This window comes from Bradyrhizobium sp. SYSU BS000235 (genome assembly GCF_049747295.1).
GTDB lineage: Bacteria > Pseudomonadota > Alphaproteobacteria > Rhizobiales > Xanthobacteraceae > Afipia.
Window position 1 is genome coordinate 341,110 of record NZ_JBMHJM010000001.1, and the last position, 16,564, is coordinate 357,673.

Genomic DNA, 16,564 nt, shown 5'->3' on the forward strand with positions numbered 1-16,564 from the left:
AACGAATGACGGGCTTATTTGTTCATGATATGTTCTAATATAAAGCTAAGAGCCGGGGATGAGTCAACCGGTTCATTTTCGGTAGTCAAAACAAAGAGATCAGGAATGGATGTGCAAGCAAAACTGGCCATTTTGGCGGATGCCGCCAAGTACGACGCCTCCTGCGCCTCCAGTGGAACCGAAACGCGGGACAGCCGCGACGGCAAAGGCATGGGATCGACCGACGCGGGCATGGGCATTTGTCATTCTTATGCGCCGGACGGCCGGTGCATTTCGCTGCTGAAAATCCTTCTCACCAACGCCTGCAACTACGACTGCCTTTACTGCATCAATCGCGCCTCCTCGAATGTGCAACGCGCGCGGTTTACGGTCGAGGAAGCGGTCAAACTGACGCTGGACTTCTATCGCCGCAATTACATCGAGGGCCTGTTTCTCTCCTCCGGCATCATCCGCAGCCCCAACTACACCATGGAGCAGGTTGTGCGGGTGGCGAAGAGCCTGCGTGAGGATCATCACTTCCGCGGCTACATTCACCTCAAGACAATCCCTGAAGCTGATGACGCTTTGATCGCGGAAGCCGGCAAGTACGCTGACCGTCTCAGCATCAACATCGAGGTTCCGACCGAAACCAGTTTGACAAAGCTTGCGCCGGAGAAAGACGTGCGCGCCATCCGCCGCACCATGGGACGGCTGCGGCTCAAACTCGACGAGGCGAAAGAGAATAAGTCGAGCAAGCATGCCCAGCGCTTTGCACCGGCGGGTCAAAGCACGCAGATGATTATCGGCGCCGATAGCTCGAACGATCAAACGATCCTCGAGACCAGCGCCAATCTCTACAGTTCGTATCAACTCAAGCGCGTCTATTATTCAGCCTTCAGTCCGATCCCGGACGCAAGCCGTGGCCTTCCGTTACAGGCTCCACCTCTGGTTCGCGAGCACCGGCTCTATCAGGCCGACTGGCTGATGCGCTTTTATGGCTTCGACATCGGCGAGATCACCAATCCGCTCGAAGGCGGCATGCTGCCGCTCGACATCGATCCGAAACTGGCCTGGGCGCTTCGCCACCGCGACCGTTTCCCGCTCGATGTCAATCGTGCAAGCCGTGAAGATCTGCTACGCGTGCCGGGCTTCGGAGTCAAAACCGTCGACCGCATCATGACCGCGCGCCGGTTTACACATCTCCGCGCGGCTGATCTCGCACGGCTGAACGTTCCGCGGAACAAGGCTCTCCCTTTCATCCTTCTCGCTGATCACAGGCCTGCGGCGTCTTTGCTCGATAGCAAGCGGCTCGTCGAATTGTTTCGTCCGCGGGCAACGCAACTCGGATTCGGATTCTGACATTGCACGTGATCGCTCTCAATCATGACATCGATTTTCAGGGCTGGCGTGAAGCTGCACGCGCCCTCGCGCTGAACAACGTGGCTCCAGAAGACGTCACCTGGAGCGTTGCAAACCAGGACCTCAGCCTGTTTCAACCTACGCGCCTCCCCGAGATTGAACAGGGTGCAACCTTCAACGTGCCTGCCGCCTTTGTTGAGCTTGCCCAGACCGCCATCCTCCATCAAACGCCTGACCGGTTTGGCCTGCTTTACCGAGTGCTCTGGCGCCTGCGCCGATGCCCCGATCTACTTGAGGTCTCCACGGATGCTGATATGTCCCGCCTGCGATCGCTGGTGAAAGATGTTCGCCGCGATGAGCACAAGATGCATGCCTTTGTTCGCTTCCGGGAATTCGGCGACGGTCGCGACAGCCGCTTTGTCGCGTGGTTCGAGCCCACCCATCATATTGTCGAGCTCGCCGCTCCGTTCTTCGAACGACGCTTCTGCGATATTCCCTGGTCCATCCTGACGCCAGAGCGCTGTGCCCACTGGGATGGTCACCGGACCATCTTCACGGAAGGCGCGAGAAAAACCGATGCGCCGTCGAGCGATCCGCTCGAAGACATTTGGCGCACTTATTACGCCAGCATTTTCAATCCCGCGCGATTGAAGATCAAAGCCATGCAGACTGAGATGCCGCGGAAATACTGGCGGAACCTTCCCGAGGCTTCGCTGATTGATCCGTTGATCCAAAAGGCGTCACGCACGACGCAGGCGATGATCGCACGCGACGCCCCTGAGCCACGGCCCTCTCAACAGCGAAAAGAAGTTCCAATGGCCAAGCATCCGGCGCAAGACAATCTGACAGCGCTGCGGGCAGAAGCCGCCGATTGCCGCGCCTGCCACCTCTGGAAGGATGCAACCCAGACCGTGTTCGGCGAAGGCCCTCGCCACGCACCGATCATGCTGGTGGGCGAGCAGCCGGGCGACAAGGAAGATCTGGCGGGCAAGCCGTTTGTGGGGCCGGCAGGTCAGGTCCTCAACCGCGCCCTGGAAGATGCCGGCATCGAGCGAGACAAAGTCTACGTCACCAATGCGGTGAAACATTTCAAGTTCGTGCCGCGCGGCAAGATCCGGCTGCACCAAAAGCCGAGCACGCCCGAGATCAAGGCTTGCCGGCAGTGGTATGAGCGCGAACGGGCCGTGATCAAGCCGCTGCTCGTGGTGGCCATGGGAGCGACCGCGGCGCAAAGCGTGTTCGGCAAGATCACGCCGATCGGCAAGAACCGCGGCCATTTGATCGACCTGGAAGACGCCAAGGCACTGGTGACGGTTCACCCGTCCTATCTGCTGCGCCTGCCTGATGCCGATGCCAAGGAACGCGAATACGAAGCGTTCGTGGAGGACCTCAAGATCGCGGCATCCTTCTTACGCAGACGCCACGCCGCCTGATCACAAGCAGACGACAGACTCAGCCCGCGAGCTGCGTCTCGACCAGCTTGATCCAGTAGGACGAACCGTACACGATGGCATCGTCGTTAAAATTGTAAGCCGGGTGATGCAGGCCGGCGCTGTCACCGTTCCCGATGAAGATGAAAGCGCCAGGCCGAGCTTCCACCATATAAGCGAAGTCCTCGGCGCCCATCACCGGCGGAATGTCGGTGCTGACCTTGTCCTCACCGACGATCTCCGTGGCTACGCGCGCGGCGATATCGGTTTCAGCGGCATGATTGACCAGCACCGGATAGCTTCGCTCATAGTCGAGGGTGATCTTGGCGCCGGAAAGCTGCGCAACACCTGCAACCACCTCGCGAACGCGCTGTTCAACCAAATCCCTGACTTCAGGCGTCAACGATCGAACCGTTCCTTTGAGTTCCGCAGTCTGCGGAATGACGTTGCGCGCATTGCCGGCGTGAAACTCACAGATCGAAAGCACTGCGGCGTCCAGTGGATCGACGCTGCGCGACACCACCGATTGCAGCGCCGTAATGAGCTGAGCCCCCACCAACACCGAGTCGATGCTCTTGTGCGGACGCGCGGCGTGGCCACCAACACCTTCGATGGAGATGTTGACGTGATCGGTCGCCGCCATGGTTGGGCCCACACGTGTCGCAAACGTGCCGACCGCCATGCCGGGACTGTTGTGCATGCCATAGACCTGTTCGACATTGAAACGGTCCATCAGACCGTCCTTGATCATCGCGGCGGCACCGGCACCGCCCTCTTCCGCCGGCTGAAAAATCACCACCGCGTCGCCGGCGAAATTGCGCGTCTCCGCCAGATAACGCGCGGCGCCGAGCAGCATCGCCGTGTGGCCATCATGGCCGCAGGCGTGCATTTTGCCGGGCACGGTCGATTGGTACTCGACCCCGGTTTCCTCCTCGATTGGCAGCGCGTCCATATCCGCGCGCAGTCCAATCGCCTTCAGGCCGCCATTCGCGGGCTTACGCCCTTTGATCACGCCGACCACGCCGGTGCGCCCCAAACCGGTTGCAACCTCGTCGCAGCCAAATTCGCGCAGGCGATCGGCAACGAAGGCTGCCGTGCGGTGCACGTCGTACATGAGTTCGGGATGCGCATGCAGATCGCGGCGCCAGCCCATGATATCAGCTTGCAGATCGGCGACGCGGTTGACGATGGGCACGATGGAAACCTCTCGATCGGATCAGGGACAATAAAGCTACCATGCGCGTGCGACAGACCCAATATCTGCGCAAAGTGGAATTGCACAGGTTCGGACTGTACAGCGAGGGCCTGCTGAGGTCATAAACTGTTCAAGAAACCGAATAAGAGATGCAGGACAGAATATGGCGAAACGCCTCGAGGGAGATTTCGATTACATTGTTGTTGGCGCTGGCACGGCGGGTTGCATCGTTGCCAACCGCCTCTCGGCCGATGCCAGCAAGCGGGTCCTGATCCTCGAAGCCGGCGGTATGGACAACTGGATCTGGTTTCACATCCCGGTTGGCTATCTGTTCGCCATTGGCAATCCGCGCTCGGACTGGATGTTCAAGACCGAGCCTGAGCCCGGCCTCAACGGCCGCGCATTGGCCTACCCCCGCGGCAAGGTGATCGGCGGGTCGTCCGCGATCAACGCCATGATCTCCATGCGTGGACAAGCCGCGGATTACGATCACTGGCGACAACTTGGCCTGACCGGATGGGGCTGGGATGACGTGCTGCCGGCGTTCAAGAGGCTCGAAGATCATTTTCTCGGCGAAAGTGAGCATCACGGCGTCGGCGGCGGCTGGCGCATCGAGGCGCCGCGCCTCTCCTGGAAGGTTCTCGACGCTGTCGCCGATGCCGCCAGCGAAATGGGAATCCGCAAGATTGCCGATTTCAACACCGGCAACAACGAAGGCATCGGATATTTTCACGTCAACCAGAAGCGCGGGCGCCGCTGGTCGTCGGCTCGGGGATTTTTGAAGCCTGCCCTGTCGCGCCCCAACCTGCGTCTGGAAACGGACGTCCTGGTCGACCGGCTGATCGTCGAGAATGGCCGTGCCGTCGGCGTCAAATTCAATCAAGGCGGCGAGACCATCGAGGCGCGGACCAAGGGCGAAGTCATCCTGTGCTCGGGTTCGGTCGGATCAGTGCAGGTACTCCACCGCTCGGGGATCGGTCCGCAGGAATGGCTGTCTCCGCTCGGCATCGAGACCGTTCTTGACCGCCAGGGCGTCGGCCGCAACCTGCAAGACCATCTACAGCAACGCGCCATCTACAAAGTCGAGGGCGTGCAAACGCTGAACGAGACTTACTACAATCTGCTCAAACGGGGCTGGATGGGCGTCGACTATCTGTTGCGGCGACGCGGGCCACTGACCATGGCGCCGTCCCAGCTCGGCATCTTCACCCGCTCCGACGAGCGCCAGGAGCGCGCCAATATTCAATTTCATATCCAGCCGTTGTCCCTCGACAAATTTGGCGAGCCGCTGCACCGCTTTTCGGCGATTACGGTTGCAGCGTGTAATCTGCGCCCGACCTCACGCGGCACCATCCGCATCAAATCAAACGCACCCGACCAGGCTCCGCAGATCGCGCCGAACTATCTCGCGACCGCTGAAGACTGCCAGGTTGCAGCTGACGCCATTCGTGTCACGCGCAAGCTGATGAAGCAGCACGCGCTTTCAGCCTATCATCCGCAGGAATATCTCCCCGGCCCAACCGTTGGCGATGACGATGCCTCGCTGGCCAAGGCCGCCGGCAATATCGGCACCACCATCTTTCATCCGGTCGGAACGGCGAAGATGGGGGCATCAACCGATCCCATGGCGGTTGTCGACGAACGCTTGCGCCTTCACGGGATCGCGGGCCTGCGCGTGGTGGACGCATCGATCATGCCGACGATCACGTCGGGCAACACCAATACGCCCACGGCGATGATTGCCGAGAAAGGCGCGACAATGATCATCGAGGATTCCCGCCGCTAAAACCTTACGGCCGCATCGCTATCGCGGCAGGCCCCGGTGTCCGCAACGGCTCCGCAAGACGCGCGAACTCACACAGTAACGATCGCGTCCTGCGCGGGTCGACGATTTCCTCGACCCAGAACTTTTCGGCCGAGCGGAACGGAGAGCGTAATTTGTTGAGACGATCCTCGATCTCGAGAAGCTTTGCCTTCGGATCCTCTGCAGCATCGATATCGGCGCGGTAAGCGGCTTCGATGCCACCTTCCAAGGGCAACGAGCCCCAATAGCCTGACGGCCAGGCATACCGCATCGAGAACCGACCAGCCGGTTGGTGCACGACGCCCGCTACGCCGAACGAGTTACGAACGATGATCGTGCACCAGGGCACAGTCGTCTGGTTCACGGCGGCCATTGCCCGAACACCGTGACGGATCGTCGCTGACTTTTCCGCATCAAGCCCGATCATGAAACCAGGGCAATCCATCAGATATACGACAGGCAGATGAAATGTTTCAGCAAGGTCGACGTAGCGCACGACCTTCTGACAGGCATCCGCCGTCCATGACCCACCGTAAATATAAGGGTCACTGGCCAGCACCAGCACCGCCCGGCCCTGCAATCGTGCAAGGCCTGCAATGATCGAGCGACCGAAGTTCTGACTCATCTCGAAGAACGAGCCTCGATCGACCACGGACTCGATGATGGGACGCATCTTGTAGATCTGCCGGCGATTGCGCGGCACGATACTCAGCAGGGATTCATCCTCGCGCTCAGGATCATCGTCGCAGGCGATTGTCGGCGGCAGATCGTAGACCGAGGACGGCAAGTACGACAAAAACCGTCGCGCACACGCGAACGCTTCTTCTTCCGTGTCGACAGCATGATCAACCGCGCCGGCTTTGGTCTGAATTTGCCAGCCACCCAGTTCCTGCTTTTCGAGCGTCTGTCCGAGACGTGCCACCACCGGAGGACCGGCAACAAACATCGCCGATGATTTCGTCATCACCGAGTAGTGGCTGGCGGCGAGACGTGCAGCGCCGAGACCTGCGACCGATCCCAATCCAAGACCGACGGCAGGCACGCGGGCCATATTCGCTGTCGTATACCAATACCACTCTGTCCCGCCGACGCCGCCGGGCAAATTGGCGGCACCCTTGGTTTCGATGGTCTTTACCGATCCGCCGCCGCCGGATCCCTCGATCACCCGGATGATGGGAAGACGAAAATCGTGCGCCATCTGCTCGGCCATCAAGGGCTTCGCAGAAATCGATGCGTCCGCCGACCCGCCACGGACCGTGAAGTCGTCGCCGACGACAACAACCGGGCGACCATCAACTTTGCCGCGACCGAAAACACAGTTTGCCGGTGTCAGCGATTTCAGTTCGCCGTTGGTCTCATATTCCGCGATGCCGGAAATCGCGCCGACTTCATGGAAACTTTTCTGATCGATGAGCTTGTCGATTCGCTCGCGAACCGTCAGCCTGCCCTGATCGTGTTGCCGCTTGACCTTGTCGGCACCACCCATCGCCCGGGCGAACGCTTCACGCCGTGCGAGTTCATCAAGTTCAGGCTTCCAACTCATTTCAACTCCTGTCGCGGTGCATTGCGTGCACCTTGTTTTGTGAATGCAATTTTCTCTTGCGGAACAGGCTACCCCGGGCAATCCTGCCTCACAATAAAGAAGCCGCACGCGCAGACCGAACATGCCCAATGCGCAACGGACAATTGGGGAGCGAGATGGACGTCAAAATCACGACCGAAGTGGCAGGACGAATCTGCGCAATTTCCGTTGCTGTCGGCGGAAGCGTCGAACATGGCGATGACATTGCCATCGTCGAAGCCATGAAGATGGAAATTCCGGTGCCCTCGCCCGCAGATGGACGCATCAAATCGATACTCGTGACGATCGATGATGTCGTGGCCGAGGGCCAGACCATCGCCGTGATCGAAGCATGATTCCGTACGATCATGTTGTGCCGCGGCAAACTGTCCGCCCTACAACGATAGTCTTGTGGGTGGGCGTTGCACTCGTCGAAGCCCGGTGACATGATCCGGCAAAATTAAAAAAGCATTTCGCACAGCGAAAGCACTAGGGAACGCGAGGGATAACTCCATGAAACGATACGTCACGACAGTTGCGACCATTTTCCTGGCCGGCGCAGCGGCGATTCCGCTTACGCACGCGCAAGACCTCAAGCTGCCGCCTTCCATGGCATTCACCGCTTACGACACTGGCAGCTCTGGCTTCAATATCGCCGTCGGCGTCGGCAAGATGATGAAGGACAAGTTCGGGACGGATGTCCGCGTGCTTCCTGCAGGCAATGACGTCGCGCGTCTTGCCCCGCTGCGCGCCAAGCGCGCCGTCGTCGCCTGGATGGGAACGGGCAGCTACTTCGCGCAGGAAGGCGTGTTCGAATTCGGCGCCAAGGAATGGGGACCTCAGGCGATCCAGATGATGCTGTCCACGGTCGACTGCAACGGTTTGTCGGTCGCGGTGGCCAAGGACGCCAATGTGAAGGAGTGGAAGGACTTCCGCGGCAAACGGCTTGGCTTCGTCGTCGGTTCCCCCGCGCTCAACCAGAATGCATCGGCCATCATTGCCTATGCGGGACTTACAAAGAACGATGTGAAGATCGTCGAGTTCGCAAGCTACAACGCCATGTGGAAGGGCGTCATCAACAACGACGCCGACGCAGCATTCGGCTCGACCGTGACAGGTCCGGGCAAGGAGCTCGAGACCTCACCGCGCGGCATTTCGTGGCCAGAACTTCCTCCGGAGGACAAGGAAGCCTGGGCTCGGGTTAAAAAGGTTGGAGCCTTCTTCAATCCCTACAACGTGACCTGCGGCGCGGGCATCGACGCATCGAAGCCGCTGCGGCTGGCGACGTACCCCTACCCGATCGCAACGGCTTACGCGACGCAGTCCGACGACGACATCTACAAGATCACCAAAGCGATGATCCTCGGCTACGACAACTACAAGGACTCTGCTCCTGGAGCGACCGGTCTCGAAATCAAACGCCAGACGATGAAGTGGGTCATTCCCTATCATCCCGGCGCAGTGAAAGCGTTCAAGGAATCTAATCACTGGACTGCCGAGGACGAGGCGTACAACAACAACCTCATCAAGCGCCAACAGGTTCTCAAAGCCGCATGGGCTGACTACGGGAAATCCAACCCGCCATCAGATGATGCTGCATTCCTGAAGGGCTGGATGGACGCACGCAAGGCCGCTCTGGCAAAAGCCAACATGCCAAACGGCTTTGATGACTAAGTGTATGCGGTCGATTTCCGATCACTTGGTATCGGACGCCTAAACTTGTTTGAGAGATAGTCTATGTCAGCTTCGTCCGGTTCCTCTAATGGATCGGCAGCCGCAAATGCGGCTGCCGAAATTCCTTCTGCCCAAAAGAAGGTCGTATTCGACGACCCGCACGCTGGTGTCGGCAATCTTCAGGAAGCCGAAGTTACACGTGTACGAACTTTACGTGGCGTTTGGCGCTGGGCCCTGATCGCGGCAACAGCCGTTACGATCCTGCTTTGCATTAACCAGCAATTCTCGCTGCGCTTCTTTGTTGGCTATACCCAACTCAACACGGAGTATTTTTATCTTCTGATCGCATTGATGCTGCCATTCACGTTCCTGATCTTCCCCGGCACCCAGACAGCATCTCTCAATCGTATTCCCTGGTACGACTTGGTCTTGTTTGCGCTAACGTTTAGCGCGTCGATTTGGCTGATGCTGAATATTCGGAAAGCTGCCGAAGCCGGCTGGGAATCGGATGGAGCCCCGAAAAACGTTATCATCGCCGGTTTGATCATGTGGGCGGTGCTGATGGAAGCGCTACGGCGGACGGGCGGATGGAGTCTGTTGCTGAGCGTTTTTCCGTTCACGGTCTATCCATTGTTCGCGGAGTCGTCGTGGTTGGGACCATTCCGCGGCTCCGAGCTCACGCTTGAGCAAACCACCGCCTATCATGTGCTGTCCGGCGAAAGCTTGCTGGGCATCCCGATCCAAGCCTTTGCGGATACCGTGATCGGATTCCTGGTGTTCGGCACAGCCCTGATGATGACGGGTGCAGGCAAATTCTTCATCAATATCGCATTCGCATTGTGCGGCACCTTCCGCGGTGGCGCGGCAAAGGTCTGTATCTTTGCGAGCGGCTTGCTGGGCATGATGTCCGGTTCGATCATTTCGAACGTGCTGACCGCGGGGACCATGACGATTCCTGTGATGAAGAAGAGCGGCTTCCGCGCATCTTATGCTGCGGCAATTGAGGCGTGCGCCTCGACGGGCGCGGTCCTTGCGCCTCCGGTTATGGGCGCAACGGCCTTCGTCATCGCGCAATTTCTCAATATCGGATACGCCGATGTTGCGATGGCCGCGATTATTCCGGCAGCGCTTTATTATTTCGGCCTGTTCATGCAAGTAGACGCGTACGCGGCGCGCCATGGCCTGGAAGGCCTTCCACGCTCAGAGCTTCCGAAGGTGTGGGATACGGTCAAGGAAGGCTGGTACTACATTTTTGTCATCGCGCTGCTGATCGTGATGCTTCTGCATTTCAAACGAGAAAGTCAGGCGCCATTCTACGCCACCGCCCTGCTGTTGGTTCTCAACCAGATTTTTTCCAAAGATACGCGGTGGACCGTCGCCACAATCAATAAATTTCTCGAAGTCAACGGACGAACGTTCGTCGAGTTGGTAGGCATTCTCGCAGGCTGCGGTCTTCTGATCGGGGCATTCTCAATGACCGGTGTAGTGTCGAGCCTCGCGAACGACCTTCTCAGAATCGCGGGAGACAATGCATTCTTTCTGTTGGCCATGTGCGCCTTCACGAGTCTCATCCTCGGACTCGGGCTCACCACAACGGCTTGCTACATCTTCCTCGCCATTCTTGTTGCGCCGGCCCTTGAAAAAGTTGGCCTCAACCGAATGGCCGTGCACATGTTTATCTTTTATTGGGGCATGCTGTCGTCGATTACGCCACCGGTGGCCATCGCTTCGTTCGCTGCGGCAGGTATCGCAGGATCTCCAGCAATGAAAACTGGATGGGAATCGATGTGGGTCGGCAGCATTATCTACTTCCTTCCGTTCTTCTTCGTACTCAACCCTGCCCTCGTTCTGCAGGGTGATAGCCCCTACTTTGCAGCGCTTGGTCTGATGGCACTTGCCGCCGTAGGAATCTTATTTATCTGCGGCGGCATCCAAGGATATCAGGCATATGTCGGAGACCTGCGGCGCGCCGGGCTCATGGAGTGGCCCTTGCGCATATTGCTGATCATCGGCGGCTTTGTTCTTGCGACACCTGGCGGCGGTATCATGCCGGTCTCGCAGCTGCAGATTATGACAATTGCGCTCGCAATTCTTATTCCCACCGTGCTCGTCGCACTGTTCCTGGTGCGACGAAATCCACTGGTTCCTGCCTGACCCCAATTGTGGCGAGAATTTGTGTCAACGCATACGCAAATCGGCTGATGACCTGTGCGTTGACGCCACACTCGGCAAAATACTAGTGGTACTAAGCCTTGTGACTGACTTGGCGGCTGGAATCTGACCACAGCTACTTATAGTCTGTGGCCAATCGAACGACTTGACCAGAACAGGAACAACAATGCTCAGAACGCTGCTCGTCGCGACCTTGCTTGTATCGGCCACGACCATCTCATTCGCTCAGAACACCGCACGCGGTGGCACCCCCGAAGAGCAGAAGGCCTGCGCTCCGGACGTCTCCCGCTACTGCCGCGCTGTCATGAATGAGAGCGACCTCACGATCCTGGGATGCCTGAAGGCCTACCGCACGAAGCTCAGCAAGAAGTGCGACAAGGTGCTGACCGCTAACGGACAATAAGCACCCGCTTCAGCGACAACGGGAAGATCTGATGCATTGCGCGGCCTCAAGCCGCGCAATTTTATTTTATATTATGCTGTTTTTCGCGCGGCGTTATCGACCAGCGTCTTCCCAAGCGACCAGATCGCACCGGGGACGCGGTGACTGCTTTCAATCACGGTATCAAAGGCACTGGTAATCCAATTGCAGTCTTCATCCGTAATCGTCAGCGGCGGCAGCAGCTTGATCGTATGACTGGCGTGGCCGGCAACCTGCGTCAGGATCTTGTGATCCTTGAACAATGGAATGGTGATCAACTGACAGAACAGCCCCTTGCTGGCCGTCTCCAGCACGCTCCACGACGCCTTGAGCGCGAGTGATTTCGGCGGCCCGAACTCAACGCCGATCATCAGACCCTTGCCGCGTACATTCTTGAGCAATTCGTAACGAGGCACCATTGCAGACAGCGTCGAGAGCAACTGGGCGCCGCGCGAGGCGGCGTTCTCGATCAGCTTTTCGGCTTTGAGCACATCGAGGGTCGCAATCCCCGCCGCCATGGCAAGGTCGTTCTTTGCGAAGGTGGAACCGTGCACGACGGCGCGGTCCATGCGATCGAACGTCTTGTCGAAAATCGCTTTGCGCATCAGTACGGCGCCCACCGGCACGTGCCCGCCGGACAGCGACTTGGAGAGCAGAACCATGTCCGGCTCGACATTCCAGTGCTCGACCGCAAGGAAACGGCCGGTCCGGCCCATGCCGGTCTGAATCTCGTCGGCGACGAAAATCGTCCCGTATCGTTTACAAAGCGCTGCGGCACCCGACAAAAAGCCGTCATCAGGAATGTTGACGCCCTTGCCCTGAATCGGCTCGACGATAAAGGCCGCGATCTGGCGCGACATCAGCGCCTTTTCAAGCGCCGCGAGATCATTGAACGGCACAGACGAGCAATCCGGCAACAAAGCGCCGAAACCCTCACGGAAATTCCGGTCGCCGGTCAGCGACAACGATCCATAGGTCAACCCGTGATAGGCATGATCACAGTAGAGAATGCCAGGACGACCGGTCGCTGCGCGCGTGAACTTGATCGCAGCTTCGACACATTCCGTCCCCGAATTTGCAAAAAAGACCTTGTCCAAATACGGGACGTGCCCAATCAGCCGCTCGGCCAGAATACCGGCCAGTGTGGAGAGGTCGAGTTGAACAAGATTAGGCAAATCACTGTCGAGGACGCTCTTGAGGGCTTCCTTGACGACCGGATGGTTGCGGCCCAGAGCAAAAACGCCAAACCCGCTCAACAAGTCGAGATAGCGACTATTGTCACGATCAAAGAGATATTGTCCCTGTCCGCGTTGAAATCCGACGTCATAGCCGATGGTTTTGAGAACCCGGACGAGTTGCTCATTGAGATATCGTGTGTGGAGGGCGTTGCGCTGGAACTGACGGTCCGCGAACATCTCTGAAATGTCTAGATTCGACTGCATGGTGGCCTACATACTTCGGTTGTTGGGCATCTAGTCAACCCAAAATAATGTATGCGTCCATTTGTCTAACTCTGGAACCACAAACGATTCTTGTGCTTTAAACGGTTTGCACTGCACGCGAGGATTCATGCGGAAAACAGCCCTCAGTGGAATAATTCTTCTAGCCGCCGTAACCACGGCAAATGCCGCCGAACCCCTGGGCGAATGGCGTGACGAAGACGGCAAGGCGACAATTAAAATTGTCGACTGCAATTCAAGGCTGTGGGGCGTCGTCGCTTCGGAATCCATCCCGGGCGGCACCGACAGCAAGAATCCGGACAAAGCCAAGCGAGGCCGACCAACGCTTGGAATGCCTGTGCTTCTCAACCTGAAGAAGGCGTCGGACGAGAAGCAAAAGTGGGAAGGCAAGGTCTACAATGCCGAAAACGGCAAGACGTACGACGCCACCATCCAACTTAAGTCGGCCAACGCGCTGCGTGTCGAAGGTTGCTTAGTCTGGCCGTTGTGCGGTGGACAGACCTGGACACGCGTTGAACCCGGCATGTCCGGCTTCAGTTACGGACCGGCGGCCGAGTCGGGTGCAGCCGGTGCCCCGAAGCAGGCCCCCAGAACGACGGCAACGGCACCCGCAGCTTCTTCAAAAACAACCGCGACAGCCGTTCCACCGGGAGCCCCGAAGGGGGCAGCTCCCAAAGGAGCCGCCTCGACCAGCAAAGCTGGAGCAACCGCGGAGGCTGCGACCAGCGAAGTCTGCTTACTTCCCGAGATCGCGGGGGCGCCCCATTAAGGCGGGCTGAAACAAGACCGCCGCGGCAAGCGTGGTCACCAGAGACAGCGCCAGCAGCTTGCCCATGCTCGACGTACCGGGATGGCTCGACAGCCAGAGGCTGCCGAACGCCGTCGCGGTCGTCATGGCGCTGAAGAAAATTGCCCGCGTCAGGCTGGACTGCAGCAGGTTGGTCTGACCGCCCCGCCACGCCGTCACATAGTAAATCTTGAACGCCACGCCGATACCGAGCAGCAGCGGCAACGCGATGATATTCGCGAAATTCAGCGGCAGACCGATGAGCACGCAAATTTCAAGCGTCACAACGCCCGCCAGGATCAGCGGCACCAGCGTCAACAAGACGTCCCCGATACGTCGTAATACGATCCAAAGCAGAATCGCGATCGACAACAGCGCCCAACCACCGGCCTGAATGAAGGCCGACACGATCGTGTCACCCGATTTCAGGATGGAGATTGGTCCACCGATGGCCGTCGGCTCGACCTTCAGGACGGCCCCCGCGAACTTCCGCAAGGTGTCGTTGTCGTTCGGATCACCCTTGGGCTGAACTTCAACACGGACGCGCCCATCTTGAGCGATCCATTCACTGGTAATGTCTTGCGGCAGTGTTTTCGCGCTGACCGGTTGCGCTTTCAGCATGCTGCGAACCTGATCCAGCGCGACGTTGAGGGGCGCGATGAATACGTTTTCGGCGGTGTCGCGCGTCGCTTTGTCCGCTTGCGCAAGTTTGGCCAACGCATCGGCAAGGCGGCGAGAAGCGACGGCCCCCGGCCCTTTGTCATCGCCCGCAAATTTGCGCAGGCTTTCCGCGGAACCGTTCAGCGCCGTAACATTCTCCTCGTCTGAAGGCGGTGCGCCCCGCGCCTCCGGCTTCAGGATTGAATCGAGCGACGCGGCAGCCTTGCGAATGATTGCAAGCTTGGCCGGCTGGTCCTCCGGAATGAAGCTGTCGAGCGAAAGGGTCCGTGAAACCTCAGGCAACTTGGCCATACGGGCTTCAATTTCCTTTGCGGCGGCAGGCGATGCCGCCATGACTTCAACGGCGTTGGTTCCAGTATTCGGATCCCGCCGTAGATCAAGATAAGTCGCAATCGATTCCACCTTCGGGCTGCGAAGGTTGATCGGGTTGAAGTCGAAGTGCAGGAAATAAAGCAGTGGCAAGCCGAGCACAGCGACGCCTAGCGTGCAGGCAACAACCGGCACGCGGTGCCGCTCGAGGAAATCGTCCACAGGAGCCAGGAACTTAAAGCCAAGCTGTTCAGCTTCACCTGGAGGATTAAAAAGCTTGAGCAAGGCCGGAAGCACGGTAATCGCGGCAAAGAACGCGATGATCATGCCGGCACCGGCAATAATGCCCAGTTCCGAAACGCCCTTGTAGGCGGTCGGAAGGAAGGAAAGAAAACCTGCGGCAGTCGCCACGGCGGCTAGCGTCAGCGGAACAGCTGAGTTCTCACCGGCCTTCTCCAGGGCACCGAGCAGATCATCATGTTCATGGCGTTCCGCACGGTAGCGCACGCTGTATTGAATGCCGAAATCCACGCCTAGACCGACGAACAGCACGAAGAACGCGATGGAGATCAGATTCAGTGCGCCGACCAGCATGAGCCCAACGGCAGTGGTGATCGACAGACCGATCGCAAGCGTAATGAAAACTGCCGCGATGATCCTGGGCGACTTCAGCGCACACCAGAGGATGAAGAGCACGATGAGAATGGTTCCGATGCCGTTTTCCAAGGCACCTTCCTGAACCGTCGCAAACTCTTCGTTCGCAATTGGAACAGGCCCGGTCAAACGGACGCGCGCGCTGTATTTTCCTGCGAAGTCAAGCTCCTGCGCAGCTTTCCGAATCGCGTCGGTCGCCTCGCCGCCTGGCTCAAGTGCATTGAAATCCAGCACAGGCCTGATGGTCAGAAGTATCCGGCGGTCCGACGCCGTCAGCGGTTCGTTGCTGGCCATTTCCCGCCAGGAAAACGGCGCCGGCTGTTTGGCTAGAACCTTTTCGACCGTATCAGCGACCATATTAAGAGGCCGCGCCATCGAATCGCGGGAGTACTGGCCGCGCTGGGCGCCGGCCAACCCGAATTCGAGCACCCCGGTCAAACCACGGAGGCTAGGATCATCAACCAGGATATCGAAAATGGGCGCAGCAGAGGCGAGCTGGCTGGTTTGCTTGGCAACCTCCGCGGTCGGAAGGAACAAAAGGCCGTTCGTATCGAAAAACGGCCCGCTGCCGGCCTGGCGAACCCAAATGAACTTGTCGGTTTGCGGCAGAAGCTTTTGTTCAAGGGCCGCGCCGGCCTGACGGGCCAATTCAGGCGTGGGAGCCTCAATAACGGCCAGAATCAGATCGTTTCGGCCAGGAAATGCCTTCTCGTAGTCAACTTCCCGCTTGCGCCAATCCAAATCTGGCGAAATAAGCTTCGCTATGTCGGTATTGATAGCGAAGTTCCGGTGGGAATAAAAACCTGCCGCAACCGCCAAAGCAATTCCCGTAAGGAGCACCAGCCATGCGTGGCGCGTGCAAAAACGAACAAGCGATACAATAGTCCTTGTCAGCACAGTTTTTCTTTCTATTTCTTGCGATCAGCTCAGGCGTAGGCAACTGCCTAGGGGATGGGCGGTTAACTGTAAGGGGCTCAAACGGTGCCCTTAAGTCACACAATAGTGGCATAACGCCAGCAGTTACTCAGATTTACTGCTGAATACCTGCCATAATGCTACACTGCAAAACGTTCCTGTC

12 protein-coding genes are annotated in these 16,564 nt (G+C 58.4%); 8 read left to right on the plus strand and 4 right to left on the minus strand.

From position 1 onward, the window contains the following. Positions 1-105 precede the first annotated feature (105 nt). Positions 106-1,338 carry a putative DNA modification/repair radical SAM protein gene (locus ACP0KA_RS01525; protein ID WP_424627075.1) on the plus strand — a complete coding sequence of 411 codons (1,233 nt, stop codon included), beginning with the start codon at positions 106-108 and terminating at the stop codon, positions 1,336-1,338. Positions 1,339-1,340: 2 nt separating this feature from the next. After that, on the plus strand, positions 1,341-2,771 hold the full coding sequence (locus ACP0KA_RS01530; RefSeq protein WP_424627076.1) for a UdgX family uracil-DNA binding protein: 1,431 nt from the start codon (positions 1,341-1,343) through the stop codon (positions 2,769-2,771). Between the two features lie 19 nt (positions 2,772-2,790). On the opposite strand, the gene ACP0KA_RS01535 is transcribed toward ACP0KA_RS01530, so the two are convergent. Continuing rightward, positions 2,791-3,963, minus strand: coding sequence for a M20 aminoacylase family protein (locus tag ACP0KA_RS01535; protein ID WP_424627077.1), 1,173 nt, complete (start codon positions 3,961-3,963; stop codon positions 2,791-2,793). Between the two features lie 163 nt (positions 3,964-4,126). On the opposite strand from ACP0KA_RS01535, the gene ACP0KA_RS01540 reads away from it, so the two are divergent. Beyond that, positions 4,127-5,749: a GMC family oxidoreductase gene (locus ACP0KA_RS01540; RefSeq protein WP_424627078.1), complete on the plus strand. Its 1,623-nt coding sequence runs from the start codon at positions 4,127-4,129 to the stop codon at positions 5,747-5,749. A 4-nt stretch (positions 5,750-5,753) separates the two neighbouring features. Here the strand turns inward: ACP0KA_RS01540 and ACP0KA_RS01545 are convergent, their stop codons facing one another. Continuing rightward, positions 5,754-7,310: an acyl-CoA carboxylase subunit beta gene (locus tag ACP0KA_RS01545; RefSeq protein ID WP_424627079.1), complete on the minus strand. Its 1,557-nt coding sequence runs from the start codon at positions 7,308-7,310 to the stop codon at positions 5,754-5,756. Between the two features lie 155 nt (positions 7,311-7,465). On the opposite strand from ACP0KA_RS01545, the gene ACP0KA_RS01550 reads away from it, so the two are divergent. The 4 genes from ACP0KA_RS01550 (at position 7,466) to ACP0KA_RS01565 (ending at position 11,577) form a co-directional block, all read left to right on the plus strand. Next, positions 7,466-7,684 carry an acetyl-CoA carboxylase biotin carboxyl carrier protein subunit gene (locus ACP0KA_RS01550; protein ID WP_424627080.1) on the plus strand — a complete coding sequence of 73 codons (219 nt, stop codon included), beginning with the start codon at positions 7,466-7,468 and terminating at the stop codon, positions 7,682-7,684. A gap of 157 nt (positions 7,685-7,841) precedes the next feature. Next, entirely contained in the window at positions 7,842-9,002 is a 1,161-nt protein-coding gene (locus ACP0KA_RS01555) for a TAXI family TRAP transporter solute-binding subunit (RefSeq protein ID WP_424627081.1), read from the plus strand. 63 nt (positions 9,003-9,065) lie between these two features. Next, the gene (locus ACP0KA_RS01560; RefSeq protein ID WP_424627082.1) at positions 9,066-11,156 is read left to right on the plus strand and encodes a TRAP transporter permease; all 2,091 of its coding nucleotides are present in this window, start codon (positions 9,066-9,068) and stop codon (positions 11,154-11,156) included. 184 nt (positions 11,157-11,340) lie between these two features. After that, positions 11,341-11,577 carry a hypothetical protein gene (locus ACP0KA_RS01565; protein ID WP_424627083.1) on the plus strand — a complete coding sequence of 79 codons (237 nt, stop codon included), beginning with the start codon at positions 11,341-11,343 and terminating at the stop codon, positions 11,575-11,577. A 71-nt stretch (positions 11,578-11,648) separates the two neighbouring features. Here the strand turns inward: ACP0KA_RS01565 and ACP0KA_RS01570 are convergent, their stop codons facing one another. Then, entirely contained in the window at positions 11,649-13,037 is a 1,389-nt protein-coding gene (locus ACP0KA_RS01570) for an aspartate aminotransferase family protein (protein ID WP_424627084.1), read from the minus strand. Between the two features lie 127 nt (positions 13,038-13,164). On the opposite strand from ACP0KA_RS01570, the gene ACP0KA_RS01575 reads away from it, so the two are divergent. Beyond that, entirely contained in the window at positions 13,165-13,824 is a 660-nt protein-coding gene (locus tag ACP0KA_RS01575) for a DUF2147 domain-containing protein (RefSeq protein ID WP_424627085.1), read from the plus strand. Here the strand turns inward: ACP0KA_RS01575 and ACP0KA_RS01580 are convergent. After that, positions 13,792-16,383 (minus strand): MMPL family transporter, encoded by a 2,592-nt coding sequence (locus tag ACP0KA_RS01580; RefSeq protein ID WP_424627086.1) that lies wholly within the window; start codon positions 16,381-16,383, stop codon positions 13,792-13,794. The two genes, ACP0KA_RS01575 and ACP0KA_RS01580, sit on opposite strands and share 33 nt — an antisense overlap. Positions 16,384-16,564 lie beyond the last annotated feature (181 nt).

Bases quoted from the DNA above. Each gene is read 5' to 3' on its own strand.
- ACP0KA_RS01525 (WP_424627075.1), top strand. From the start codon at position 106: ATGGATGTGCAAGCAAAACTGGCCATTTTGGCGGATGCCGCCAAGTAC.
- ACP0KA_RS01540 (WP_424627078.1), top strand. From the start codon at position 4,127: ATGGCGAAACGCCTCGAGGGAGATTTCGATTACATTGTTGTTGGCGCT.
- ACP0KA_RS01545 (WP_424627079.1), bottom strand. From the start codon at position 7,310: ATGAGTTGGAAGCCTGAACTTGATGAACTCGCACGGCGTGAAGCGTTC.
- ACP0KA_RS01550 (WP_424627080.1), top strand. From the start codon at position 7,466: ATGGACGTCAAAATCACGACCGAAGTGGCAGGACGAATCTGCGCAATT.
- ACP0KA_RS01555 (WP_424627081.1), top strand. From the start codon at position 7,842: ATGAAACGATACGTCACGACAGTTGCGACCATTTTCCTGGCCGGCGCA.
- ACP0KA_RS01560 (WP_424627082.1), top strand. From the start codon at position 9,066: ATGTCAGCTTCGTCCGGTTCCTCTAATGGATCGGCAGCCGCAAATGCG.
- ACP0KA_RS01565 (WP_424627083.1), top strand. From the start codon at position 11,341: ATGCTCAGAACGCTGCTCGTCGCGACCTTGCTTGTATCGGCCACGACC.
- ACP0KA_RS01570 (WP_424627084.1), bottom strand. From the start codon at position 13,037: ATGCAGTCGAATCTAGACATTTCAGAGATGTTCGCGGACCGTCAGTTC.
- ACP0KA_RS01575 (WP_424627085.1), top strand. From the start codon at position 13,165: ATGCGGAAAACAGCCCTCAGTGGAATAATTCTTCTAGCCGCCGTAACC.